Genomic DNA, 25162 nt, shown 5'->3' on the forward strand with positions numbered 1-25162 from the left:
GATGAGAAAAGCAGAAGTGAGAACTTCTCGCCTTGCGACTAACGTTGTCTGGCCCCTACAGATCAAGTTTCAGAAATGAACTATAATCATGTAGAGCGGATTTGCGTTAGCAAGTCCGCTCTTGTTTTTCTCTAAAATAAAAAAAGAGGTGAAAACCATAGCAAAGCAAGACTTATTCATCAATGATGAAATTCGTGTACGTGAAGTTCGCTTAATCGGTCTTGAGGGCGAACAATTGGGTATCAAACCACTTGGTGAAGCGCAAGCACTTGCGGACGACGCTAATGTGGACTTGGTTCTCATTCAACCTCAAGCTAAACCTCCTGTTGCGAAAATTATGGACTACGGTAAGTTCAAATTTGAGTACCAGAAGAAACAAAAAGAGCAACGCAAAAAACAAAGCGTTGTGACCGTGAAAGAAGTTCGATTGAGCCCAGTTATTGATAAGGGTGATTTCGATACGAAACTTCGCAGTGCTCGCAAGTTCCTTGAAAAAGGGAACAAAGTGAAGGTTTCCATTCGCTTTAAGGGTCGTATGATTACCCATAAAGAGATTGGAGCAAAAGTTTTAGCCGATTTCGCTGAAGCAACTCAAGATATTGCTATCATCGAACAACGTGCTAAAATGGATGGTCGTCAAATGTTCATGCAGTTGGCCCCAGCAACTGACAAGAAATAATCTGTCAGAAAGTTAAAAAAAGGAGAAAATATCATGCCAAAACAAAAAACACACCGCGCATCAGCTAAACGTTTCAAACGTACAGGTTCTGGTGGACTTAAACGTTTCCGTGCTTACACTTCTCACCGTTTCCACGGAAAAACTAAGAAACAACGTCGTCATCTTCGTAAAGCATCTATGGTGCATTCAGGAGATTTCAAACGTATCAAAGCAATGCTTACTCGCTTGAAATAATCGCGTATTTGTAAGTTAACAATTCTAGGAAATATTGGAGGAAATATAAATGGCACGTGTTAAAGGTGGCGTTGTATCACGCAAACGTCGTAAACGTATTTTAAAATTAGCAAAAGGTTACTATGGAGCTAAACACATCTTGTTCCGTACTGCAAAAGAACAAGTAATGAACTCTTACTACTATGCATACCGTGACCGTCGTCAAAAGAAACGTGACTTCCGCAAATTGTGGATCACACGTATCAATGCGGCAGCTCGTATGAACGGACTTTCATACTCACAATTGATGCATGGTTTGAAATTGGCTGAGATCGAAGTAAACCGTAAAATGCTTGCTGACTTGGCTGTTAACGATGCAGCAGCTTTCACAGCTCTTGCAGATGCAGCTAAAGCAAAACTTGGTAAATAATTTTTAAAAGTTTCATTTCTTCTCTAGTGGTTTAAGCTAGGGGAGGGAAATGAAGCTTTTTTTATTTTTATGGAATAGATGATGAATGGTATCTTTTGTTTAAGAAAACAGGACTTTTCCTGTATAATAGTAGTATGTTTAAAAAGATGGAGTTAGAAGATGATAGTAGGTATTGATTTAGGGACGACGAATTCATTGGTAGGTGTTTATCAAGAGGGTCAAGTAAAACTGATTCCTAATGCTTTTGGAGAATTTTTAACGCCATCTGTTGTTGCTTTGGACGATAACGATGAAATCATTGTAGGGAAAATTGCTAAGGAACGTTTAGTGACACACCCTGACAAAACTCTTTCCCAATTCAAACGATTTATGGGAACCAAACATGAATTGGTATTGGGAGATAGAACTTATAAAGCAGAGGAACTGAGTTCTTTTGTCATTCGAAAACTAGTGGATGATGCAGAGACATTTCTTGGTAAAAAGGTTGACGAGGTGATTGTCAGCGTACCAGCTTATTTTAACGATGCTCAACGCTACGCTACAAAATTAGCAGGGCAATTTGCAGGAGTTAAGATAGAGCGTATCATCAATGAACCTTCCGCAGCTGCTCTGGCAAAAAAATCTATGAGCAATCAAGAAGACCAGTCATTTGTGGTCGTCGATTTTGGTGGTGGAACGCTGGATATCTCAGTCGTAGAGTTGTTTGATAACGTTGTTGAGATTGTGTCTATCGCGGGTGATAATCGCTTGGGAGGAGAGGATTTTACTGCAGCGATTGCTGAGGAATTTTTAGCATCTAATCAATTGTCTAAGAAATCTATTTCTCGTGAGTTTTGCAGTAAGATTTTGGTTCAATCTGAGAAGGCAAAATTGAATCTGAATACCAATGAAGAAGTGCAGATGTTAGTGATGGATCAGGATAAGGAATATTCCTTAAACCTAACTTATCAGCGTTTTTATGAGCTTTGCCAGCCTTTACTTGCCCGTCTTAAGTCAGTACTAGATAGAACTTTGATGGATGCACGTTATAGTTATGTGTCTTCTGAAAACTTTGTCCTTGTCGGTGGTACTTCAAAACTTCGTTTGGTTCAAGATTTCTTATCTTACTGTATTAACCAAGCAGTTCATCTTGTGGATGATCCTGATAAGATGATTGCTAAAGGTTGTGCTCTTTTAGCAGGAATAAAGGAGCGTCAGGGAGAGGTTCGCGATTTGTTGTTATCGGATATCTGTCCTTTCACACTTGGAACGGCAGTTGTTGGTGATCGTTTTTCTCCGATTATCGAGCGTAATTCTCCTTTACCTGCTTCACGAACGGAACAGTATTACACCGCAGAATTGGGGCAAAGCCAAGTGAAGGTAGAAGTCTACCAAGGAGAAATGATGAAGGCTTCTCAAAACTTATTTCTTGGGGAGTTGGAAGTTCCAGTTCCTGTTAATAAACGGGCTCATGAAGGCTTTACTATTCGATTTACCTATGACCTAAATGGTATTTTGGATGTAGAAGTAACCATTAATTCAACAAAGAAAGTCTTTAACCATGTTATTCTCCAAGAGAGTATCACCTTGACTGAAGATGAAATCAAGAAAAAACAAGCAGAGCTAACTCGTTATAAGATTAATGCTCAAGAAACTGAGGTTTACCGTTTCTTGATTGAAAAGGCCAATCGTGTATACAGCATGCTCTTAGGTAGAAGAAGAGATGAGTTGATGGCAGAGACTAGACGTTTTGAAGAAGAAGTTAGACAAGCATCCATGTATCATTTACCAAAACTTTATCAATCATTTTCTAACTATCTAGAGTTTCTAGAGCGTGGCCTATGAGAGGGAGATGTATGAATAAATGGGAAATCTTAGGGATTGAGCCAACTCATGATGTTAAGGCTATTCGAAAACGATATTCTGAGTTAGTGAAACTTTACCATCCTGAGGACCAACCAGAAATCTATCAACAAATTGTAGAAGCCTACCAGTCTGCTTTGAGAGAAGCACGGTTTAATAGGACAAGACAAGAAACTGTTGGAAACGAAACTAGTCCCATTCAGGATTTCAGTCGTCAAGAAGAGAAAATAGTTACTTCTCCACTTAATTTTGAAACTTTAAGTGAAGAGTCAACTGCTCACGAGTCGAATGCTTCTAGTCATGTCTTAGATTTTAGTGATTATCTAGAGTCGGAGTATATGATTCGCAATGCGATTGAAAGTATTGTAGGGAACCCTGACTATACCGTAGAAGAACAAGAACATCTATGGCAACAGTTTTTTAATCAGTATCGATATGATATGAGTACTGTTCAGTCTGTTTTGGAGGAAATGGATGTTTATATTTTTAATAAACCTGAGCAATTCTCTATCATCATTCCCTTGCTGGAAGACTATATTCCTGACTATAAGTACTGGGGCTACTACTATAAACTAAAGCATTGGAAGGTAAAAAGAGCTACTGCATATAAAAATGGAGAGTCTCTTGAAGATGCGAAAAAAGAAACTGCGAAATTATATGCTTCCTATCGTTTATGCCAAGCCCTTCTAGAGGACACCCAAAAAGCCAATCAAATTGGAGTTTGGATAACATTTTTCAAACAATCTTTTTCTCCTGGTACGGTCCTTTTTCTCTTGAATAGCAGTAAACAAATGATTACTAGCATTCCAGTTTTGACCTATATCCTGGAGAAGATTAAACCAGAGGTGGGAGAAGAGGATCAAAAAGCCTATGACGAGCTTGTAGTTTACTTTGAAGAATTAAAAGCAAATTCAGAAGAACCATTCGATATCCATTCTTATAATTTGCTAGATCCTTCAGAGGTTGAGGAAGCTCTATATCTCTTAGCCTATAGTACATATCAAGACGATGCTAGACTTGTACAGGATTGGCACTATCTCCTTGAGAACGTTCAGGATAAATCTCTCTTACTTCAGTTATTAGAGGACATCGATGTTTATCCATTTACAAATGATAAGGTTCTGGATCTTGTTTTTGGATTTGTAAGAAATCATATTAAGGATGAAGAAAATCCTTATCTGAAGAAATTCAGTTTCTGGAAGGATACTCATTCTTATCCTTGGGTTGTTGAAAAGTTTTCATTAAATAAAAAAGAAAATTTTGATTACTGGTATCATCAAGGCTATCTCTATATTGATAAGATTACGAAGAGTGATGAAGATATCAATGATTGGGAGAAGTGGAAAACTTACTTTAAAAGTAAACCGCGCATTCTTGCGATTTTGCTTCAACAAATCTATAAGGAGTATCATCGTTTTAAAGACGGAGAATTGTTGCTGTATGTTTTAGGTCCTTTTTCTACCTCTAAAATGGTTCCCATGATGATGACTGAGGAGACAGACCAGAAACTAGAAGAGATGACTAACTATGCTTATCAACTTTGTCATCCAAATTCTAAAATATCTTATTTAGTTTGGAAAAAAAGACAGGTCTTTAAAAATAAGTTTCTTCAGTTTGTATTTGGTCTATTTACGATTTTTAGTTTAATACTCAGTGTTTTAGAGCAACATGCTATGAATTCCTGGGTCCATGCCGGTATGGTATCACTATTTTACGTTTTTATGCTAAAATTGAGGCAAACACTGATTGAAGAAGGTATAGCTGCCAGAGGATTAAAACAAAAATTCTACTACAATCTCAAACCATGGATTCTATTAATATTGTTCATGGTCTTTATCTTACCAACCTTACCGTTAGGTCTCATTGGGGCTCTTGCTTTCATTACTTTTTTCTGTTCTATTGATGGATTCAAGATAAGTGAAGGGTTTAAGTGGGATTATTCTTTAGACAAATTAGTTCCACTGGGACTGTTTCTATCTTCAGGTTTTCTAGTTGTTCTGGCCAACCGAAGCGAAATGATTTCATATGTTGCGATGTGTTACATCTTTATTGTTATGATAGTGGTTGGTATTCTATACTTTACAAGATATAAAATAGTATTACCACCTTCATTGAAGGGAATTTTCTTTCCAATTTTAATGGGTATTATATTCTTTCAATTATTGCCGTTCACTCACAGTCGTTTAAGTCTTTTTAATCCGGTTATTCTAAAAAATGAAACTCTGAGCTTAACGTTCATACTCTTATTAAATGGAATCGTATTGGCTTATTTTACAAAAGAACAGCGTTTAGCAATTGGTGTTAAAAAGACCTTTATGATTTATGGATTGCAGATCTTTATTTTCCTAAGACGTTTATTTAGAATCCTATTCGCGCCTATACCAGATTTTAGCAAAGTCTTTTTTGAAAAAGACTTACTAATTATGAACAATGAGTTTGCATTTTATTTTCTAGAATGGCTCTTCGTCCTTATCCTACTTTTGGTTATGCGAAATATTCGTAAGGAAAATCGTGAAAGTATTGATTGAGACTGAAATACAGACTAGAGACTATCGTTCTAGTCTCTAGTAAATTTTTCTAATTAAGGGTATAATAGAACTATAAAAACGAAAGAGGTAATGATATGGCTTCAAAAATGTTACATACTTGCTTGCGAGTAGAAAATCTTGAAAAATCAATTGCTTTTTATCAAGATGCTTTTGGATTTAAGGAATTGCGTCGTAAGGATTTTCCAGACTATGCTTTTACCATTGTTTATCTAGGTCTTGACGGTGATGATTATGAATTGGAGTTGACTTACAACTATGATCATGGGCCTTATGTTGTGGGTGACGGCTTTGCTCACATCGCTCTAAGTACACCTGACCTTGAGGCTCTTCACAAAGAACATAGCGAAAAAGGTTATGAAGTAACGGAACCTAAAGGGCTTCCAGGTACTCAACCAAACTATTACTTTATCAAAGATCCAGATGGATACAAGGTAGAAGTGATTCGTGAGAAAAAATAATCTAAAAGATCACAGCAACAGCTGTGGTTTTTTAGTTTGGTTAACATAAAAGTATCTGTTTTTCTACTTTTTAAAATGGTATAATAGAAAAAGAAAAAGGGAGGTGAGAAAGAATGATTGCCCAACTGGATACCAAAACAGTCTATAGTTTTATGGAGAGTATGGTTTCAATCAAGAGATATGTCAGTCTAGGGAAAGAATATGGCTATTCATCACTTGGAATCATGGATGAAGATAATCTCTATGGAGCCTATTATTTTATCAAAGAATGCCAAAAACAGGGGATTCAGCCTTTATTAGGTCTTGAGATGACTGTTCATCATCAAGATGAATGGATCAATCTACGTTTTCTAGCCCTGTCAAATCGTGGCTATCAAAACCTGATGAAGCTGTCGTCTTTAAAGATGACAGGTAAAAAAGAATGGACTGATTTCTCTTCCTACCTTGAAGATATTTGTGTTATTGTTCCTTACTATCCTGAAATTGATTCCTTGGACTTAGGGCATGACTACTATATCGGAGTGTATCCAGATACACCTCAATCGAATTTTTCTCAACCAATTCTCCCTTTTTATCGTGTTAATTCTTTCGAAAATGAAGATTTGGAAGCCCTACAGATGCTTAAAGCGATTAAAGAAAACGTGACCTTGAGAGAGGTTGATGTTCAATCTCAACAGGGTTTGTTTTTACCAGCTGACCGTCTAGAACAGGTTTTTGTAGAGAAGTTTCCACAAGCACTCGAAAACCTAGCAAGATTGACCAAGGGGACTTCCTACGAGATTGATAGTAGTCTCAAGCTTCCTCGTTTTAATCCGGAGAGACCAGCTGTTGAGGAATTAAGGGAGAGAGCTATCAAGGGATTGGAACAGAAAGGGTTATGGAATCAAGTTTATCAGGTTCGTTTAGAAGAAGAACTGTCTGTGATTCATGATATGGGATTCGATGACTATTTCTTGGTTGTCTGGGACCTCTTACGTTTTGGCCGTTCTCAAGGTTATTATATGGGGATGGGACGCGGCTCCGCAGTTGGAAGTCTAGTGGCCTATGCCCTAGATATTACTGGAATTGATCCTGTAGCTAAGAATCTTATCTTTGAACGTTTCTTGAATCGTGAACGTTACACCATGCCAGATATTGATATTGATATCCCAGATATCTATCGCCCTGAGTTTATCCGTTATGTTCGTGACCGCTATGGTAGTATCCATGCTGCTCAGATTGTTACCTACTCGACCTTTGGTGCCAAGCAAGCTATCCGTGATATTTTTAAACGGTACGGTGTCCCTGAATATGAGTTGACGGTCATTACCAAAAAGATAGGAACCAAAGATACCTTAACATCTGCCTATGAAGGTAATCTAGGATTTAGACAACTGATTCAAAGTAAGATTGAGTATCAAAAAGCTTTTGAAATCGCCAAAAAGATAGAAGGCTATCCTCGACAAACTTCCATCCACGCTGCTGGAGTTGTAATCAGTGATAAAAATCTAACAGATTATATCCCTCTTAAGTATGGTGAGGACATGCTGATTACCCAGTATGATGCGCATGGAGTTGAAGGAAATGGCTTGCTCAAGATGGACTTCTTGGGTCTTCGAAACCTAACCTTCGTTCAAAAAATGCAGGAGCTCTTATATGAAACTCAAGGAATTCAGCTAAGAATTGAGGATATAGACCTTGAGGATAAAGAAACTTTAGCCCTCTTTGCAGCTGGCAAAACTAAGGGAATCTTTCAGTTTGAACAACCTGGAGCCATTCGCTTATTGAAGCGCGTGAAACCAGAAAACTTTGAAGAAGTAGTGGCAACGACTTCCCTCAACAGGCCAGGTGCAAGTGACTATATCGATAACTTTGTAGCCAGAAAACATGGCAAAGAAAAAGTTACAGTACTTGACCCTATACTAGAAGATATTCTGGCTCCAACTTATGGTATTATGCTTTACCAAGAACAGGTGATGCAAGTAGCTCAGCGATATGCTGGTTTTAGTCTTGGGAAGGCCGATATTTTACGTCGCGCCATGGGGAAAAAGAACGCAGCTGAGATGCACCGAATGGAAGAAAGTTTCATCCAAGGTGCACTCGAAAAAGGACATAAAAAAGAACAGGCGCAAGAAGTTTTTGCCGTAATGGAAAAATTCGCCGGTTACGGCTTCAACCGTTCGCATGCTTATGCTTATGCAGCTTTAGCTTTTCAACTTGCCTACTTTAAGACACATTTTCCAGCCATTTTTTATCAGGTCATGCTCAATTATGCGAGTGGAGATTATATTCTCGATGCGCTTGAAATGGGCTTTGAACTAGCATCGCTTTCAATCAATACAATTCCATATCAGGATAAATTAACGGATAAGACGGTTTATTTGGGGCTTAAAAGTATTAAGGGAATGTCTCGAGACTTTGCTTATTGGATTATAGAGAATCGTCCTTTTAGCAGTGTTGAAGATTTTATCACACGATTACCCAAAAATTATAAAAAGATTAGCCTCTTAACCCCTTTAGTGGAAGTAGGACTTTTTGATGGATTTGATAAAAATCGTCAAAAAATCTTAACCAATCTACCAACTTTGTTTATCTTTGTGGAAGAACTCGGTAGCCTCTTTGCGGATTCTAGCTATAGTTGGACAGATACAGAGGACTTTTTAAATATTGAAAAATTCCAAAAAGAGCAAGATTGGTTAGGTGTTGGAATTAGCCAACACCCATTGCTGGTTTTAGCGAAGAACCCTTTGTATCCAATCGTGAGTTTATCTGAGCTTTTCGAGGGACAGACAGCTACAGTGCTCGTTGAGATTCAGTCTATCCGAGTGATTCGAACTAAAAAAGGTGAGAACATGGCCTTTTTGAAAGTAAGTGATAGTAAAACAAATCTGGAAGTTACTGTTTTTTCTGATCAGTATCGCCAATTTAAAAATCTCCTACATGAAGGAAGATTTTACTACCTAAATGGAAAAGTACAGGCAAGAGATGGTCGCCTTCAATTAGTGTTAAATAATCTAAAAGAAGCAGTGAGTGAGCGTTTTTGGATTCAAGTTGCTAATCATAACCATGATTCTGAAATTTATCATATTTTAGAGCAATACAAGGGACAAATTCCTGTCGTCATTCGCTATGAGGATGAACAAAAAAATGTCCTTTTGCCAGGTTATTTTGTAGCAAAAGACGCAAGCTTACAAGAATCTTTAAATCAAATGACAATGAAAACGATTTATCGTTAAAAATCAATGAAAATAAAAGAATTTTAACTTTAAATATGGTATAATCAGTTAGAATGTTAAAAGAAAAAGGAGCAAAACCAAATGAAACGTATTGCTGTTTTGACTAGTGGTGGAGACGCCCCTGGTATGAATGCTGCTATCCGTGCAGTTGTTCGTCAAGCAATCTCAGAAGGAATGGAAGTATTTGGTATCTATGATGGATACGCTGGTATGGTTGCTGGTGAGATTTATCCACTTGATGCTGCTTCAGTGGGAGACATCATTTCACGTGGTGGTACTTTCCTTCACTCTGCTCGTTACCCTGAGTTTGCACAACTTGAAGGTCAACTTAAAGGGATTGAGCAATTGAAAAAACACGGTATCGAAGGTGTCGTAGTTATCGGTGGTGATGGTTCTTATCATGGAGCTATGCGCTTGACTGAGCATGGATTCCCTGCTATTGGACTTCCAGGTACAATCGATAACGATATCGTAGGTACTGACTTCACAATCGGATTTGATACTGCAGTTACGACTGCAATGGACGCGATCGATAAGATTCGTGATACATCATCAAGTCACCGTCGTACTTTCGTAGTTGAAGTAATGGGACGTAACGCAGGTGATATCGCTCTTTGGGCAGGTATCGCAACTGGTGCTGACGAAATCATCATCCCTGAAGAGGGCTTCAAATTTGAAGATATCGTAGCAAGTATCAAAGCTGGTTATGAGCACGGTAAAAAACACAACATTATCGTTTTGGCAGAAGGTGTTATGTCAGCGGCTGAATTTGGTCAAAAACTAAAAGAAGCTGGAGATACAAGTGACCTTCGTGTAACAGAACTTGGTCACATCCAACGTGGTGGTTCACCAACTGCTCGTGACCGTGTATTGGCGTCACGTATGGGTGCACACGCTGTTAAACTCCTTAAACAAGGAATCGGTGGTGTCGCTGTTGGTATCCGTAACGAGAAAATGGTTGAAAATCCAATTCTTGGTACAGCAGAAGAAGGAGCATTATTTAGCTTAACAGCTGATGGTAAGATTGTTGTCAATAACCCTCACAAAGCTGATATTGAACTCTCTGACTTGAACAAGAGCTTGTCATAATCAATTTTCATAAATCTGGTAAAATGACCATAAAAGGTCGAATTATATAAAGGAGTCACAAAAATCATGAACAAACGTGTAAAAATCGTTGCAACTTTGGGTCCTGCGGTAGAAATCCGTGGTGGTAAAAAATTTGGTGAAGACGGATACTGGGGTGAAAAACTTGACGTTGAAGCTTCAGCAAAAAACATTGCTAAATTGATTGAAGCAGGAGCTAACACTTTCCGTTTCAACTTCTCACACGGTGACCACCAAGAACAAGGTGAACGTATGGCAACTGTTAAACTTGCAGAAAAACTTGCAGGTAAAAAAGTTGGTTTCCTTCTTGATACTAAAGGACCAGAAATCCGTACTGAATTGTTCGAAGGTGAAGCTAAAGAGTACTCATACAAAACTGGTGAAAAAATCCGTGTTGCAACTAAACAAGGTATCAAATCAACTCGTGAAGTGATTGCATTGAACGTTGCAGGTGCACTTGACATCTACGATGACGTTGAAGTTGGTCGTCAAGTATTGGTTGACGATGGTAAACTTGGTCTTCGCGTTGTAGAAAAAGACGATGCTACTCGTGAATTCATCGTTGAAGTTGAAAATGACGGTGTTATCGCTAAACAAAAAGGTGTTAACATCCCTAACACTAAAATTCCTTTCCCAGCTCTTGCTGAACGCGATAACGATGATATTCGCTTCGGTCTTGAACAAGGAATCAACTTCATCGCGATCTCATTTGTACGTACTGCAAAAGACGTAAACGAAGTTCGTGCTATCTGTGAAGAAACTGGTAACGGTCACGTTCAATTGTTCGCTAAAATCGAAAACCAACAAGGTATCGATAACTTGGACGAAATCATTGAAGCTGCTGACGGTATCATGATCGCTCGTGGTGACATGGGTATCGAAGTACCATTCGAAATGGTTCCAGTTTACCAAAAAATGATCATTACTAAAGTGAATGCTGCTGGTAAAGTTGTTATCACTGCAACAAACATGCTTGAAACAATGACTGAAAAACCACGTGCAACTCGTTCAGAAGTATCAGACGTATTCAACGCTGTTATCGACGGAACTGACGCTACTATGCTTTCAGGTGAATCTGCAAATGGTAAATACCCACTTGAGTCAGTTACAACAATGGCTACAATCGACAAGAACGCTCAAACTCTTCTTAACGAATACGGACGTTTGAACTCAGATACTTTCGAACGTAACTCTAAGACAGAAGTTATGGCTTCAGCTGTTAAAGACGCTACTAACTCAATGGACATTAAATTGGTTGTAACTCTTACTAAGACTGGTCACACAGCACGTTTGATCTCTAAATATCGTCCAAATGCTGATATCTTGGCATTGACATTTGACGAATTGACAGAACGTGGATTGATGTTGAACTGGGGTGTTATCCCAATGTTGACAGAAGCTCCATCATCAACTGATGACATGTTTGAAATTGCAGAACGTAAAGCAGTTGAAGCAGGTCTTGTACAATCTGGTGACGATATCGTTATCGTTGCAGGTGTGCCAGTTGGAGAAGCAGTTCGTACTAACACAATGCGTATCCGCACTGTACGTTAATCAAAAAATAAAAACCTATCACATCAAGCGTTCGCGCTTGGGTGATAGGCTTTTTTGTTGTGGAATATAAAAGAATTAAAAAAAGCTTTCTGGAAAACCAGAAAGCATGAGAGGCATCTCCATGTGAGAAACCGGTTCACACAATTTCTCAAGGTCCGCTCCTGCGTTAATGACCTCCTTTGCGCAATTGTAGCTCTTGCTACATATCGACTCATCGCAGACTTTATTGTACTATAGGGGCAATACTTTGTCAAGAAAAAAACAGTCCCTAAAAAAGGAACTGATGAATGATGCTAATTGCCGGGATCGAACCGGCGACCTCATCCTTACCATGGATGCGCTCTGCCTACTGAGCTAAATCAGCTTACTTTGAAAGTATACTATAGATTTATCCTTTTGTCAATATGTTGAAAAGTATCTTAACTCATTGAAAAAAGCCCAAGTAATCCACTTAGGCTTGTGAAGATTGGATTATTGTAGTTGTTTTCTCTTTTTATCGGGGTCCCAAACAAAACTTGCTACAAAGGTAAAGAGAATTGTTAGAATTCCGATAACAATTGCGAGAATCAAGGCAGGGATACGGATGAACCACCAGAGTGGATTTGGTTTTTTGTTATTGTGCCATTGTTTTGTTTCTTCATCTAAACGTTGAAATTCAGATTGGATACGGTCTGCAACCATCTCAATTCCTTCATCATTCATCTTTTTAATATCAGAGATATCAATCGGATTTCCGAAGTTCATATCAATACGTTCACGGCTGACAAGCCCCTTTAGAGTCATAGGACCAGTATAGGTAACAGGCATGATGCGAACCTTAGTCATCTTTGCAATGAGGGCTACACCACCCTTAACATCATTGGAATGACGACTACCGCTTGGAAACATAATCAGTGAGCGATTGCTTTTTTTAAGAACATTGATTGGATACTTGATGGCAGAAGAATTTGGATTTTCTCGGTCAATCGGGAAGGCACCACACATGCGAATCCACCAACCAAAGATACGATTTGAAAAGAGTTCTTTTTTTGCCATAAAGACAAATTGTTTCGGTTTGGTCGCAAAGGCCATGTAGACTGGATCCCACCAAGTACGGTGTGGGGCAACAAGGATATAATTTTCATCTAAACTTGGAATTTTTTCAGTATTGTGAAAGTGGGCATTTCCATTGTTCGACCATAAAATCAACATAACTAGCCCACGTAGATAAGTATAAAACATGGTGTCTCCTTCAGTTTTCTTTCTTTTATTATACCTTATCATACTAGGACAGGCAAATGTTTTTTGTTTAGGCGGAATAGTTTTTTATATGAAATTAGAAATATTCAAAAAAAAATGATATGATAGAATTTATGGATAAAAATAAAATGTTGGGATTAAGCCAATCAGAAGTTAAAGATCGTCAGAAACAGGGACAGGTCAATGATTTCAAAGCTTCAGCTAGTACGAGTACCTGGCAGATTGTAAAGCGAAATGTCTTTACTTTATTCAATGCATTAAACTTTGCCATCGCCTTAGCACTCGCTTTTGTTCAAGCATGGAGCAACTTGGTCTTCTTTGCGGTTATCTGTTTTAATGCTTTTTCAGGAATTGTAACTGAATTACGTGCCAAGCATATGGTTGATAAACTCAATCTCTTGAATAAAGAAAAGATTACGACTATTCGTGATGGACAGGAGATTGCTTTAGACCCAGAAGAGCTTGTTTTGGATGATGTGATTCGCTTGTCTGCAGGGGATCAGATTCCAAGCGATGCAGTTGTATTAGAAGGCTTTGCTGAAGTCAATGAGGCCATGTTAACAGGTGAGAGTGACTTGGTTCAAAAAGAAGTAGAAGACTTGATGCTGTCAGGAAGCTTTCTTGCAAGTGGGTCTGTCTTAGCACAGGTTCATCATGTTGGAGCAGACAACTATGCTGCTAAACTCATGCTTGAAGCTAAGACCGTTAAACCAATCAATTCCCGTATCATGAAATCACTTGATCAACTTGCAGGCTTTACCGGGAAAATCATCATTCCATTTGGAATTGCCCTCTTGCTTGAAGCTTTGGTCTTAAAAGGTTTACCCCTTAAATCTTCTGTAGTGAATTCCTCTACAGCTCTTTTGGGGATGTTGCCTAAGGGAATCGCACTTTTGACCATTACCTCTCTTTTAACTGCTGTTATCAAGCTAGGTTTGAAGAAGGTCTTGGTGCAGGAGATGTATTCTGTTGAAACCCTTGCACGCGTGGATATGCTTTGTTTGGATAAAACAGGTACCATCACTCAAGGAAAGATGCAGGTTGAGACTGTTCTTCCTTTGACCCAGGCTTATGACAAGGATGCTATTGCAAAAATACTAACCAGCTATATGGCACACAGTGAGGATAAAAATCCAACTGCTCAAGCTATTCGAAAGCGTTTTGCGGGAGAGGTAGTCTATCCGATGATTTCTAGTCTTCCATTTTCAAGTGATCGAAAATGGGGAGCCATGGAATTGGAAGATCTTGGAACTGTTTTTCTAGGCGCACCAGAGATGTTGTTGGATGCTGAAGTTCCTGAAGCTAGGGAAGCTCTTGAACGAGGGTCTCGTGTCTTAGTTCTGGCTCTCAGTCAAGAAAAACTTGACCACCACAAACCGCAGAAACCATCGGATATGCAAGCCTTGGCTCTGCTTGAGATTCTAGATCCTATCCGAGAAGGGGCAGCTGAAACTCTAGACTATCTTCGTTCTCAGGAAGTAGGGCTGAAAATTATTTCTGGTGATAATCCGGTTACTGTTTCAAGTATTGCCCAAAAAGCAGGTTTTGCAGATTATCATAGCTATGTAGATTGTTCAAAAATCACGGATGAGGAATTGATTGCTATGGCTGAGGAAACAGCGATTTTTGGACGTGTCTCTCCTCATCAAAAGAAACTGATTATCCAAACTCTGAAAAAAGCAGGTCATACCACTGCCATGACAGGAGATGGTGTCAATGATATTCTTGCTCTCCGCGAGGCAGATTGTTCCATCGTGATGGCTGAAGGAGATCCAGCGACCCGTCAGATTGCAAATCTGGTTCTCTTGAACTCAGACTTTAATGATGTACCTGAGATTCTCTTTGAAGGTCGTCGTGTGGTTAATAATATTGCCCACATTGCTCCAATTTTCTTGATTAAGACTATCTATTCCTTCTTGTTAGCAATCATCTGTATTGCAAGTGCATTGTTGGGTCGTACTGAATGGATTTTGATTTTCCCATTTATTCCGATTCAGATTACCATGATTGACCAGTTTGTGGAAGGTTTCCCGCCGTTCGTATTGACCTTTGAACGAAATATTAAACCAGTAGAACAAAACTTCCTCAGAAAGTCCATGCTTCGTGCACTACCAAGTGCCTTGATGGTAGTCTTTAGCGTTCTATTTATTAAAATTTTTGGAACAAGTCAAGGTTGGTCGGCCATTGAAATTTCAACACTTCTATATTATCTACTGGCATCGATTGGTTTCATGTCTGTAGTTAGAGCTTGTTTGCCATTTAGTCTGTGGCGTGTGCTCTTGATTATTTGGTCAGTTGGTGGCTTCCTTGGAACAGCTCTATTCCCAAGAATCCAAAAACTACTTGAAATTTCAACACTTACAGGTCAAACACTACCTGTCTATGGCATTATGATGCTCGTCTTTATTGTGATTTTCATCCTGACAAGTCGTTATCAAGTTAAAAGATAAAGAAAGGCTGCAATCTTAGATTGCGGTCTTTTTTAGGTGCGGGATTGCTAGCTAAAATATGGTATAATAAAGGGAAATAGACTTTTGGAAAGTGAGAGAAGATGATTTCAAAGAGATTAGAAACGGTAGCTTCTTTTGTTCCGCAAGGAGCCGTTTTACTGGACGTTGGAAGCGACCATGCTTATCTACCAATTGAATTAGTTGAAAAGGGTCACATCGAACGTGCGATTGCAGGAGAGGTAGTGGTAGGTCCCTATCAATCTGCGGTCAAAAATGTTGAGAGTCATGGATTAGCTGATAAAATCCAAGTTCGTTTAGCTAATGGTTTAGCAGCATTTGAAGAAAGTGATCAAGTATCTGTTATCACTATTGCCGGAATGGGTGGTCGCTTGATTGCTACGATATTAGAAGAAGGATTGGACAAACTAGCTAATGTTGAGCGACTGATCCTTCAACCCAATAATCGAGAAGATGACTTGCGTACTTGGTTACAAGAGCACGGTTTTCAAATCGTAGCAGAAAGCATTCTAGAAGAAGCTGGGAAGTTTTACGAGATTATAGAAGTGGAAGCTGGGGAAATGAATTTATCAGCTACTGATACCCGCTTTGGCCCCTTTTTGTCCAAAGAAGTCAGTCCAGTCTTCATCCAAAAATGGCAAAAAGAAGCTGCTAAGTTAGAGTTTGCCCTCAATCAAATTCCAGAAAAAAACCGAGAAGAACGTCAGGTTCTTGCAGATAAAATTCAAGCCATTAAGGAGGTGCTCCATGAAAGCAAGTGAAGTGATTAAGCGTTATGAAGCTTATTGTCCTCAAGAATTTTCTATGGAAGGTGATAGTCGTGGTCTGCAAATTGGTACCCTAGATAAGGAAATCAAAAAAGTCATGGTTGCGCTTGATATCCGAGAAGAGACAGTTGCAGAAGCTATTGAAAAGGGTGTTGATTTAATTATCGTCAAGCACGCGCCCATCTTTCGTCCCATAAAGGACTTGGTAGCTAGTCGACCTCAAAATCAGATTTATATTGATCTCATCAAGAACGATATTGCTGTCTATGTCAGTCATACTAATATAGATATTGTTGAAAATGGTCTTAATGATTGGTTATGCCAACTATTGGGTATTGAGGATACAACTTATCTGCAGGAAACAGGTCCCGAACGTGGGATTGGCCGTATTGGAACTATTAGACCTCAAACATTTAAGGAATTTGCTGACCATGTTAAGGAAGTCTTTGGTCTAGATAGCCTCCGTATGGTGTATTATGATGAGAGTGATTTGCAAAAAACAATTTCAAGAGTGGCTATCTGTGGTGGAAGTGGTCAATCATTCTATCCTGATGCTTTGGCTAAAGGAGCGGATGTTTACATTACTGGTGACATCTATTACCACACTGCCCAAGATATGTTGTCAGACGGCTTATTGGCTTTGGATCCAGGCCACTATATCGAAGTTCTCTTTATTGAAAAAATTGAATCGCTCTTGAACGAATGGAAGAAAGAGAATGCTTGGTCTCTTGAAGTTATCGCAAGTCAAGCTTCTACCAATCCATTCCATCATATCTAGTTAGAAGGTAAGGACAATGAAAAAAGTTGCCATTGTAGGAGCAGGGATTGTAGGGGCAACGGCCACCTACTACCTCTCTAAAGAAGCAGATATCGAAGTAACTGTCTTTGATCATGGATACGGCCAAGCGACCAAGGCAGCTGCAGGAATCATCAGTCCTTGGTTCTCTAAACGACGCAATAAAGCCTGGTATAAGATGGCGCGCTTGGGAGCGGATTTTTATGTAGATTTATTGGCTGATTTAGAAAAATCGGGTCAAAAGGTTGATTTCTACCAGCGTTCTGGCATCTTTCTTCTTAAAAAAGATGACTCCAAGCTCGAGGAACTCTATGACTTAGCCTTGCAACGTAGAGATGAATCTCCCTTAATTGGCGAATTAGCCATTTTGGACCAAGCTGCTGCAAGCAGCCTATTCCCTGGTCTAGAGGGATTTGAGAGATTGCTCTATGCTTCTGGAGGAGCTCGAGTAGATGGGCAACTCCTAGTGAGTCGTTTACTGGATGCCAGTCAGGTTAAGGTGGTAAAGAAAGAGGTTAGTCTAACTCCTTTATTATCAGGCTATCAGATAGACAATCAAATGTTTGACCAAGTTATCTTATCCACGGGAGCTTGGCTTGGACATATTTTGGAGCCTTTAGGCTATGAGGTGGATGTTCGTCCTCAAAAAGGTCAACTTAGAGATTATCAAGTGCCACAAGATATGGGAACCTACCCTGTGGTTATGCCTGAAGGAGAGTGGGATTTGATACCATTTCCAGGCGGTAAATTATCTTTAGGGGCTACTCATGAAAATGACATGGGCTTTGACTTGACAGTGGATGAAACCTTGCTCGATCAAATGGCTGAGACAGCGAGTCCATTTTACCCAGCCCTAGCTGAGGCGATTTCATCTGGAGAACGTGTGGGTATTCGTGCTTATACAAGTGACTTCTCTCCATTCTTTGGTCAAGTACCAGCCTTGTCAGGAGTTTATACAGCAAGCGGACTAGGATCTTCAGGGTTAACAACTGGTCCCATTATCGGTTATCACCTAGCTCAAATGCTTCAAGGAAGAAGTGGAGTATTGGATCCAGCAGATTATCCAACTGAGAGATATATTAAAGAGAAACAATCGTAAATCTTTTACTTAGTTTTTACGGTAGTCTTAGGAAAGTAAATGACTTTCCCTATCAAAAATGGTAAAATGAAAAAAATAATCCAAGAATTGAGGAAATAAAATGCAAGAAAAAATTCTGGTAACAGGTGGAGCAGGTTTTATCGGAACTCACACTGTCATCGAACTGGTCCAAGCTGGACATCAAGTTGTTGTCGTGGATAATTTGGTCAATAGTAGTCGTAAAAGTCTTGAAGTAGTCGAAAGAATCACAGGCGTAGAAATTCCTTTCTACGAAGCAGATATTCGTGATACAGATACACTTCGTGATATTTTCAAACATGAAGAACCAACAGGAGTCATCCATTTTGCTGGTTTGAAGGCTGTAGGGGAATCTACACGTATCCCACTTGCCTACTATGATAACAATATCGCTGGAACTGTCAGTCTCTTGAAAGTTATGGAAGAGACAAACTGTAAGAACATCATCTTCAGCTCATCAGCAACTGTTTATGGAGATCCTCATACAGTCCCAATCTTAGAAGATTTCCCTCTTTCAGCTACTAACCCTTATGGTCGTACCAAGCTAATGCTTGAAGAAATCTTGACAGATATCTATAAAGCTGATTCAGAATGGAACGTTGTGTTGCTTCGTTATTTCAATCCAATTGGAGCTCATAAGAGTGGTGACTTAGGTGAAAATCCAAACGGTATTCCAAACAACCTTTTGCCATATGTGACACAAGTTGCAGTTGGTAAGTTGAAACAAGTTCAAGTATTTGGGGATGACTACGATACTGAAGACGGAACGGGTGTGCGTGACTATATCCACGTCGTTGACCTAGCAAAAGGGCATGTTGCAGCACTTAAGAAACTTCAAAAGGGTTCAGGTCTAAATATTTACAACCTTGGTACAGGAAAAGGTTACTCTGTACTTGAAATTATCCAAAATATGGAGAAAGCAGTCGGACGTCCAATTCCTTACCGTATCGTTGAACGTCGTCCGGGTGATATCGCAGCTTGCTACTCAGATCCAGCAAAAGCGAAAGCAGAGCTCGGTTGGGAAGCAGAACTTGGTATTACAGAGATGTGTGAAGATGCATGGCGTTGGCAAAGTCAACATCCAAATGGATTTGAAGATTAATCAATTGAATAAAATAAAAAAAGAGGAAGTGTTTCCTCTTTTTTCTAGCTCCTTATGAAATTGAAACAAAAAAGACAAGCAGTTTTTTACTGTTAATGTCATCGATAAATGTCCTAAAAGAACAGTTTATTTATTATTAAAATATCAGAAAAAATAAAAGTAAAATTGTATAAAAATAGTCTAACAAAAGACTATAATTTTCTAGAAAAATATGCTAAACTAGAGGGAGTGGAAAATAGAGGTCTATGCTCCACCAAAATTTAAAATTCCTCTTTGATCAGAGCACGAGTAGGGCAATTTCTAACGGCTTCTAATACATCGTCGCTAGAAGGGATTTCTCTCTCTAATTGCTCAGAATCATCGAAAAAACGGACGATGCCATTATCATGGTAATCAAATAATTCTGAATAAGTTTGGCAGAGCCCGCAAGCAATGCAGCGTTCAGGTATAAGTCTAATCTTCATATTTATATTGTAATAAGAAACTAAAAAAAACTCAAGGAGTAGGGTATGGAAAAGGAACCGTGGCAAGAAGATATTTATGAGAACCAGGAAGAAGAAACAAGAACAGAACGTCGTCAACGAAACAAAAAAGGTTCAGGTGTCGTGGCGAATCGTATTTTAACTGTTCTAGCGATTCTTTTCTTTGTGATTGTTGTTGGGATGGTAGTTGTATTGGTCTACTTGTCATCAGGCGGAAGTGATCGTACTTCAGCTTTGAAAGATTTTTATGATTCTTCAGCACCAAAAGTAGAGCAAGTTACAACAGTGGCTACTACTGCTCAGTCAACAGAGTCAACAGAAGCAGAAACAACTCAACAAGAACATACAGAAGCACATACTGATTCTGAGGGCACAATTACAGTCATGGCAGGTGAAGGGGAAGCAGCGATTGCCGCTCGAGCTGGTATTTCTATTGCTCAATTGGAAGCTCTAAACCCTGGTCATATGTCTTCAGGTACTTGGTTTGCAAATCCAGGTGATGTCCTTAAGACAAGATAGGAGTGACGATGAAAACAATTCAGATTGCTATTGATGGGCCAGCTTCCAGTGGTAAGAGTACGGTAGCTAAGATTATCGCTAAGGACTTTAGCTATACGTATCTGGATACGGGTGCTATGTATCGTGCTGCGACTTACATCGCTTTGAACAACCAAGTTAGTCCAGAAGAGTCTTCACGACTTCTTGAATTACTGGAACAATATCCGATTAGCTTTGGTCGCGCTGAAACAGGAGAACAGCTTGTTTTTGTTGGAGATGTCGATGTGACAAATCCAATCCGTGAAAATGAAGTAACCAATGCTGTTTCTGCTTTTGCGGCGATTCCAGCTGTTCGAGAAAAATTAGTAGCCCTTCAGCAAGAGATTGCCAAGCAAGGTGGTATTGTCATGGATGGTCGCGATATTGGTACAGTGGTCTTGCCTAAGGCTGAATTGAAGATTTTTCTTGTAGCATCTGTAGATGAACGTGCAGAACGTCGTTACAGAGAAAATCTTTCAAAGGGAATCGAAACGGATTTGGAAACTTTGAAGGAAGAGATTGCTGCGCGTGACTATAAAGATAGTCATCGTGAAACTTCACCTCTTAAACAGGCTGAGGATGCAATCTATTTGGATACAACTGGACTCTCTATTTTAGAGGTTGTTGAAAAAATCAAATCAGAAGCACAAAAACATTTATAAGAAACTTTAAAAGCGATGAACTGAATTTTGGTTGATCGTTTTTTTATCATGATTTGTCAAATGGCCTGTTTTAAGGTATAATAGTTGCTGTTGAAGAAAATTTGACATTCAAATAATTATAAATTTTTTAAGGAGATAACATGAGTCAATTACCAAATTGCCCAAAATGTAATTCAGAATACGTATATGAAGATGGCACACTTCTTGTTTGCCCAGAATGTGCTTATGAGTGGAATCCTGCTGAGCAATCAGAAGTTGAAGAAGGCATTGTTACTATCGATGCAAATGGGAACAAACTAGCTGATGGAGATACAGTAACCTTGATTAAAGATTTGAAGGTTAAAGGGGCTCCTAAAGACCTCAAACAAGGAACTCGTGTGAAAAACATCCGTATTGTTGAAGGTGACCACAACATTGACTGTAAGATTGATGGTTTTGGTGCTATGAAGCTTAAATCAGAATTTGTGAAGAAGATTTAATCATGATTAAAAATGAAAAAGTAATATTTTATAGTCGTATCTTTTTATTTATAGCAGCCTTTACCGGTGTATACTTGGAGATTACCAAGCGCGGTGGTTTAGGGATGTTGCTTTACTACACTGTACTTTCTAACCTTTTGGTTGTACTTTTTACAGGTTATCTTTTGTTAAAGATGCATAGTGGTGGTGATAGTTGGCAGAGTCCTGGTATTCTACGTCTCAAAGGTGGCGTTACTATGAGTATCATGATCACCTGTGTCATCTATCATTTCATGCTAGCTCCCTTGACGACAGATTTTTACCGTTTGGAAAATTTTCTTTGTCATTATATTGTCCCTCTCTGGTTTTTAGCAGATACAATTATTTTTGATAAGAGTCGTCAATATAAGTTAGTTGATCCCATGCTTTGGACTAGCCTTCCTTTGCTTTATATGATTTTTGCCCTCTTAAACGGTTTTGTTCTAAAGATGGATGTCCCTAATGCTAAGGATAGTCCCTTCCCTTATTTCTTTTTGAATGCTACCAAACATGGTTGGGGCTTTGTCTTTAAATGGGCAGCAACTATCTTTGTTGCCTACATGGTTTCAGGATATCTCTTTTATCTTGTGAAAAGTATTAAAAAATCTAAGAAATAAAAGTACCCAATGTGGGTGCTTTTTTTGTGATAGAGACAATTGTACCCGGACAAATCGATTTATTTTATCTTGTTATGCAGTCTTTTATACCTTACAATAAAACTGTAGCTACCAATACAACTATTGAGGATGAAAAAAATGACTGAAAATCGTTATGAATTAAATAAAAATTTGGCACAGATGCTTAAAGGTGGCGTCATCATGGATGTTCAAAATCCTGAACAAGCAAGAATTGCTGAGGCTGCAGGTGCGGCAGCAGTTATGGCTTTGGAACGAATCCCAGCTGATATTCGTGCAGCGGGTGGTGTCTCTCGCATGAGTGATCCAAAGATGATTAAGGAAATCCAAGAAGCAGTCAGCATTCCAGTTATGGCTAAGGTTCGAATTGGGCATTTTGTTGAAGCTCAGATTTTAGAAGCTATCGAGATTGACTATATCGATGAGAGCGAAGTTCTATCTCCAGCTGATGACCGTTTCCATGTGGACAAGAAAGAATTTCAAGTTCCTTTTGTCTGTGGCGCTAAAGACTTAGGTGAAGCCTTACGTCGTATCGCTGAAGGAGCTTCTATGATTCGTACAAAAGGAGAACCAGGGACAGGAGATATCGTTCAGGCGGTTCGTCATATGCGTATGATGAATCAAGAAATTCGCCGCATTCAAAACCTCCGTGAGGACGAGTTATATGTTGCTGCAAAAGAACTCCAAGTACCTGTAGAATTAGTTCAATATGTCCACGAACATGGGAAATTACCAGTTGTTAACTTTGCAGCTGGAGGGGTTGCAACACCAGCGGACGCTGCTCTTATGATGCAGCTAGGTGCAGAAGGTGTGTTTGTTGGCTCAGGGATTTTCAAATCAGGTGATCCTGTTAAACGTGCAGCAGCAATTGTTAAGGCAGTTACCAATTATCAGAATCCTCAAATTTTGGCTCAAATCTCTGAAGATTTGGGAGAAGCCATGGTAGGTATCAACGAGAATGAAATCCAAATTCTCATGGCTGAGCGAGGAAAATAGATGAAAATCGGAATATTGGCCTTGCAAGGTGCCTTTGTAGAACACGAGAAAATGCTTGCTCAACTAGGAGTTGAAAGTATTGAACTGCGAAACCTAGAAGATTTTCAGCAACACCAGAGTGACCTGTCGGGGTTAATCTTGCCAGGGGGAGAGTCTACAACTATGGGGAAACTGTTGCGAGATCAGCAGATGCTAGTTCCTCTAAGAGAGGCTATTCTCAATGGTTTACCGGTCTTTGGAACTTGTGCGGGTTTAATTTTGCTAGCAAAACAAATCACTTCTCAAGAGGAAAGCCATCTAGCGACCATGGACATAGTAGTAGAGCGCAATGCCTATGGACGTCAGCTAGGAAGCTTTTATACTGAGGCAGACTGTAAGGGTGTTGGCAAAATTCCCATGACCTTTATCCGTGGACCTATTATTAGTGAAGTTGGTAAGGGTGTAGATGTTCTGGCAGTAGTGAATCATCAAATCGTTGCGGCTCAAGAAAAGAATATGCTGGTAACCTCCTTTCATCCTGAATTGACAAAAGATCTTCGTTTGCATCAGTACTTTATGAATATGTGTAAATAAAAAAAGAGGTTGGGATTTCTCCCACCTTCTTTTTTACATGTAATAAACAATAGCAATGTATTGGAGAGCAGAGGCTGCTAGAATGAAGAGATGCCAAATCATATGGAAGTATGGTTTCTTTTTAGCGTAGAATCCAGCGCCAACTGTATAGCAAAGGCCACCTGATACCATAAGACTCCAAAACATTGGACTTGTTTGGCTGATAATTGCTGGTAAGATTGCTACAACTAGCCATCCCATGATGAGGTAAAGGATGAGACTGAATTTTTCATTGACCTTCTTGGCAAAGATTTTATAAAGAATACCGAAAATGGTTGTCCCCCATTGGATAGCAATAATCAGATAACCAAACCAATTATTCATCAGGGTTAAAACCACTGGTGTATAAGAACCTGCAATCGCAACATAAATCATAGAATGGTCAATAATTCGTAACACATATTTATGAGTTGAACCATAAGCCATAGAATGATAAATAGTTGATGATAAGAACATGAGAAAGAGGCTGATGACGAAGATGGAAACACCGATAGACGATAATAAACCATGTGCCTCATAACTGTAAGTAGATGAAATGGGAAGTAGGATGAGCATGATAAATGCTCCTACAGCATGGGTGACACTGTTGGCAATTTCTTCTCCAAAACTAAGTCGTTTACTAAGTTTGAAACTAGTATTCATTTGTTTCCTCCTCTTCGGTTTCTGTATAGACTAATGCAAGTGTTTGATGATAGAGTTTGACAGTTTGGCAGCTTGCCTGGATAATGGGATTAGCTGGATCAATATCTTCATTCATATAGTCCACAAAAGCATTGTAAAGTTCTTCTGAATTAGTGTCTGTGTGTAGGGTATTAAGGGTTTGAGCAATTTCTTGGATAGAAAAAACAGACTTGAGAGTGGTAATAGCAATCAATCGTGCGATTTGTTTGCGTTGGTATTTTTTCTTTTCAGGTTTACTGATATATCCGTGTTTGACATAGTTGTTCACCATGGATGCTGTCAAACCTTTCTCCTTGTCAGGAGAAGCGGGAGGACAGATTTGATTGACATAGAGTAAAACCTGGTCCAGATAGAGATTGATATTTGGAATTTCTTCCCATTTTGGGTAGGAAAAAACAGATTTCATTTCCAACTCCTTTTTATCTAGTTTTGATAACTAGATTATAAAATAATAGAAATTAAAAGTCAAGTTTTAACTGCTTGTAGAAAGCCTTAAATTATGCTATGATGAGAGAAAATAGTAT

The 25162-nt window shown here is 39.0% G+C and carries 24 protein-coding genes, 1 tRNA gene and 1 other annotated feature; of the genes, 20 read left to right on the plus strand and 5 right to left on the minus strand.

Annotation, left to right across the window (positions count from 1 at the left end):
* Nucleotides 1-2 precede the first annotated feature (2 nt).
* Nucleotides 3-133, plus strand: a sequence feature (ribosomal protein L20 leader region).
* Nucleotides 134-148: 15 nt separating this feature from the next.
* The 9 genes from infC to pyk all read left to right on the plus strand — a co-directional run bounded on the left by infC (nucleotide 149) and on the right by pyk (nucleotide 12047).
* Nucleotides 149-679, plus strand: a complete 531-nt coding sequence (gene infC, locus HMPREF1481_RS02830; RefSeq protein WP_004253871.1) for a translation initiation factor IF-3 — start codon at nucleotides 149-151, stop codon at nucleotides 677-679.
* Between the two features lie 33 nt (nucleotides 680-712).
* On the plus strand, nucleotides 713-913 hold the full coding sequence (gene rpmI, locus HMPREF1481_RS02835; protein ID WP_001125942.1) for a 50S ribosomal protein L35: 201 nt from the start codon (nucleotides 713-715) through the stop codon (nucleotides 911-913).
* 49 nt (nucleotides 914-962) lie between these two features.
* Nucleotides 963-1322, plus strand: coding sequence for a 50S ribosomal protein L20 (gene rplT / locus HMPREF1481_RS02840; protein ID WP_000124834.1), 360 nt, complete (start codon nucleotides 963-965; stop codon nucleotides 1320-1322).
* Nucleotides 1323-1481: 159 nt separating this feature from the next.
* Entirely contained in the window at nucleotides 1482-3146 is a 1665-nt protein-coding gene (locus tag HMPREF1481_RS02845) for an Hsp70 family protein (protein WP_016465586.1), read from the plus strand.
* Between the two features lie 11 nt (nucleotides 3147-3157).
* Nucleotides 3158-5692, plus strand: a complete 2535-nt coding sequence (locus tag HMPREF1481_RS02850) for a J domain-containing protein (protein ID WP_016465587.1) — start codon at nucleotides 3158-3160, stop codon at nucleotides 5690-5692.
* A 95-nt stretch (nucleotides 5693-5787) separates the two neighbouring features.
* Nucleotides 5788-6171 carry a lactoylglutathione lyase gene (gene gloA, locus HMPREF1481_RS02855; protein ID WP_016465588.1) on the plus strand — a complete coding sequence of 128 codons (384 nt, stop codon included), beginning with the start codon at nucleotides 5788-5790 and terminating at the stop codon, nucleotides 6169-6171.
* A 113-nt stretch (nucleotides 6172-6284) separates the two neighbouring features.
* On the plus strand, nucleotides 6285-9386 hold the full coding sequence (locus tag HMPREF1481_RS02860) for a DNA polymerase III subunit alpha (protein ID WP_016465589.1): 3102 nt from the start codon (nucleotides 6285-6287) through the stop codon (nucleotides 9384-9386).
* 81 nt (nucleotides 9387-9467) lie between these two features.
* Nucleotides 9468-10475: a 6-phosphofructokinase gene (gene pfkA / locus HMPREF1481_RS02865; RefSeq protein ID WP_016465590.1), complete on the plus strand. Its 1008-nt coding sequence runs from the start codon at nucleotides 9468-9470 to the stop codon at nucleotides 10473-10475.
* 66 nt (nucleotides 10476-10541) lie between these two features.
* A complete protein-coding gene (pyk, locus tag HMPREF1481_RS02870) occupies nucleotides 10542-12047 on the plus strand; it encodes a pyruvate kinase (RefSeq protein ID WP_016465591.1) in 1506 nt (501 codons plus the stop codon).
* A gap of 291 nt (nucleotides 12048-12338) precedes the next feature.
* On the opposite strand, the gene HMPREF1481_RS02875 is transcribed toward pyk, so the two are convergent.
* Both HMPREF1481_RS02875 and HMPREF1481_RS02880 read right to left on the minus strand, forming a co-directional pair.
* Nucleotides 12339-12411, minus strand: a tRNA-Thr gene (locus HMPREF1481_RS02875).
* 107 nt (nucleotides 12412-12518) lie between these two features.
* Complete coding sequence (locus HMPREF1481_RS02880; protein WP_016465592.1) at nucleotides 12519-13268, minus strand: lysophospholipid acyltransferase family protein; 750 nt, start codon at nucleotides 13266-13268, stop codon at nucleotides 12519-12521.
* A gap of 131 nt (nucleotides 13269-13399) precedes the next feature.
* Between HMPREF1481_RS02880 and HMPREF1481_RS02885 the strand changes: the two genes are divergently transcribed.
* From HMPREF1481_RS02885 to galE, 5 genes are all read left to right on the plus strand, one after another.
* Nucleotides 13400-15736, plus strand: coding sequence for a cation-translocating P-type ATPase (locus HMPREF1481_RS02885; RefSeq protein ID WP_025173250.1), 2337 nt, complete (start codon nucleotides 13400-13402; stop codon nucleotides 15734-15736).
* A gap of 101 nt (nucleotides 15737-15837) precedes the next feature.
* On the plus strand, nucleotides 15838-16515 hold the full coding sequence (locus tag HMPREF1481_RS02890; protein WP_016465594.1) for a tRNA (adenine(22)-N(1))-methyltransferase: 678 nt from the start codon (nucleotides 15838-15840) through the stop codon (nucleotides 16513-16515).
* Complete coding sequence (locus tag HMPREF1481_RS02895) at nucleotides 16502-17299, plus strand: Nif3-like dinuclear metal center hexameric protein (RefSeq protein ID WP_016465595.1); 798 nt, start codon at nucleotides 16502-16504, stop codon at nucleotides 17297-17299. Before HMPREF1481_RS02890 ends, HMPREF1481_RS02895 begins: the two co-directional genes overlap by 14 nt.
* A 16-nt stretch (nucleotides 17300-17315) precedes the next feature.
* Nucleotides 17316-18416: an NAD(P)/FAD-dependent oxidoreductase gene (locus HMPREF1481_RS02900; RefSeq protein ID WP_016465596.1), complete on the plus strand. Its 1101-nt coding sequence runs from the start codon at nucleotides 17316-17318 to the stop codon at nucleotides 18414-18416.
* Nucleotides 18417-18516: 100 nt separating this feature from the next.
* A complete protein-coding gene (galE, locus tag HMPREF1481_RS02905; protein WP_016465597.1) occupies nucleotides 18517-19536 on the plus strand; it encodes a UDP-glucose 4-epimerase GalE in 1020 nt (339 codons plus the stop codon).
* A gap of 260 nt (nucleotides 19537-19796) precedes the next feature.
* On the opposite strand, the gene HMPREF1481_RS10615 is transcribed toward galE, so the two are convergent.
* A complete protein-coding gene (locus HMPREF1481_RS10615) occupies nucleotides 19797-20000 on the minus strand; it encodes a ferredoxin (RefSeq protein ID WP_167497302.1) in 204 nt (67 codons plus the stop codon).
* A gap of 45 nt (nucleotides 20001-20045) precedes the next feature.
* Here HMPREF1481_RS10615 and HMPREF1481_RS02910 point away from each other — a divergent pair, with 45 nt between their 5' ends.
* The 6 genes from HMPREF1481_RS02910 to pdxT all read left to right on the plus strand — a co-directional run bounded on the left by HMPREF1481_RS02910 (nucleotide 20046) and on the right by pdxT (nucleotide 23918).
* Entirely contained in the window at nucleotides 20046-20537 is a 492-nt protein-coding gene (locus HMPREF1481_RS02910) for an SAG1386/EF1546 family surface-associated protein (protein WP_016465598.1), read from the plus strand.
* 8 nt (nucleotides 20538-20545) lie between these two features.
* Entirely contained in the window at nucleotides 20546-21217 is a 672-nt protein-coding gene (gene cmk, locus HMPREF1481_RS02915) for a (d)CMP kinase (protein ID WP_016465599.1), read from the plus strand.
* 140 nt (nucleotides 21218-21357) lie between these two features.
* Entirely contained in the window at nucleotides 21358-21696 is a 339-nt protein-coding gene (locus HMPREF1481_RS02920) for a zinc ribbon domain-containing protein YjdM (RefSeq protein WP_016465600.1), read from the plus strand.
* 2 nt (nucleotides 21697-21698) lie between these two features.
* Complete coding sequence (locus tag HMPREF1481_RS02925) at nucleotides 21699-22331, plus strand: Pr6Pr family membrane protein (protein WP_016465601.1); 633 nt, start codon at nucleotides 21699-21701, stop codon at nucleotides 22329-22331.
* A gap of 138 nt (nucleotides 22332-22469) precedes the next feature.
* Nucleotides 22470-23345, plus strand: coding sequence for a pyridoxal 5'-phosphate synthase lyase subunit PdxS (gene pdxS / locus HMPREF1481_RS02930; RefSeq protein WP_006153788.1), 876 nt, complete (start codon nucleotides 22470-22472; stop codon nucleotides 23343-23345).
* Entirely contained in the window at nucleotides 23346-23918 is a 573-nt protein-coding gene (gene pdxT, locus HMPREF1481_RS02935) for a pyridoxal 5'-phosphate synthase glutaminase subunit PdxT (protein ID WP_016465602.1), read from the plus strand. It abuts the gene before it with no gap.
* A gap of 33 nt (nucleotides 23919-23951) precedes the next feature.
* Here pdxT and trhA read toward each other — a convergent pair whose 3' ends face one another.
* Entirely contained in the window at nucleotides 23952-24599 is a 648-nt protein-coding gene (trhA, locus tag HMPREF1481_RS02940) for a PAQR family membrane homeostasis protein TrhA (RefSeq protein ID WP_016465603.1), read from the minus strand.
* Complete coding sequence (locus tag HMPREF1481_RS02945) at nucleotides 24589-25044, minus strand: DUF1836 domain-containing protein (RefSeq protein ID WP_016465604.1); 456 nt, start codon at nucleotides 25042-25044, stop codon at nucleotides 24589-24591. The genes trhA and HMPREF1481_RS02945 overlap by 11 nt, the downstream gene beginning before the upstream one ends.
* Nucleotides 25045-25162 lie beyond the last annotated feature (118 nt).

Origin of the sequence: Streptococcus sp. HPH0090, from assembly GCF_000411475.1 — a bacterium.
In the GTDB taxonomy this organism is placed as follows: domain Bacteria; phylum Bacillota; class Bacilli; order Lactobacillales; family Streptococcaceae; genus Streptococcus.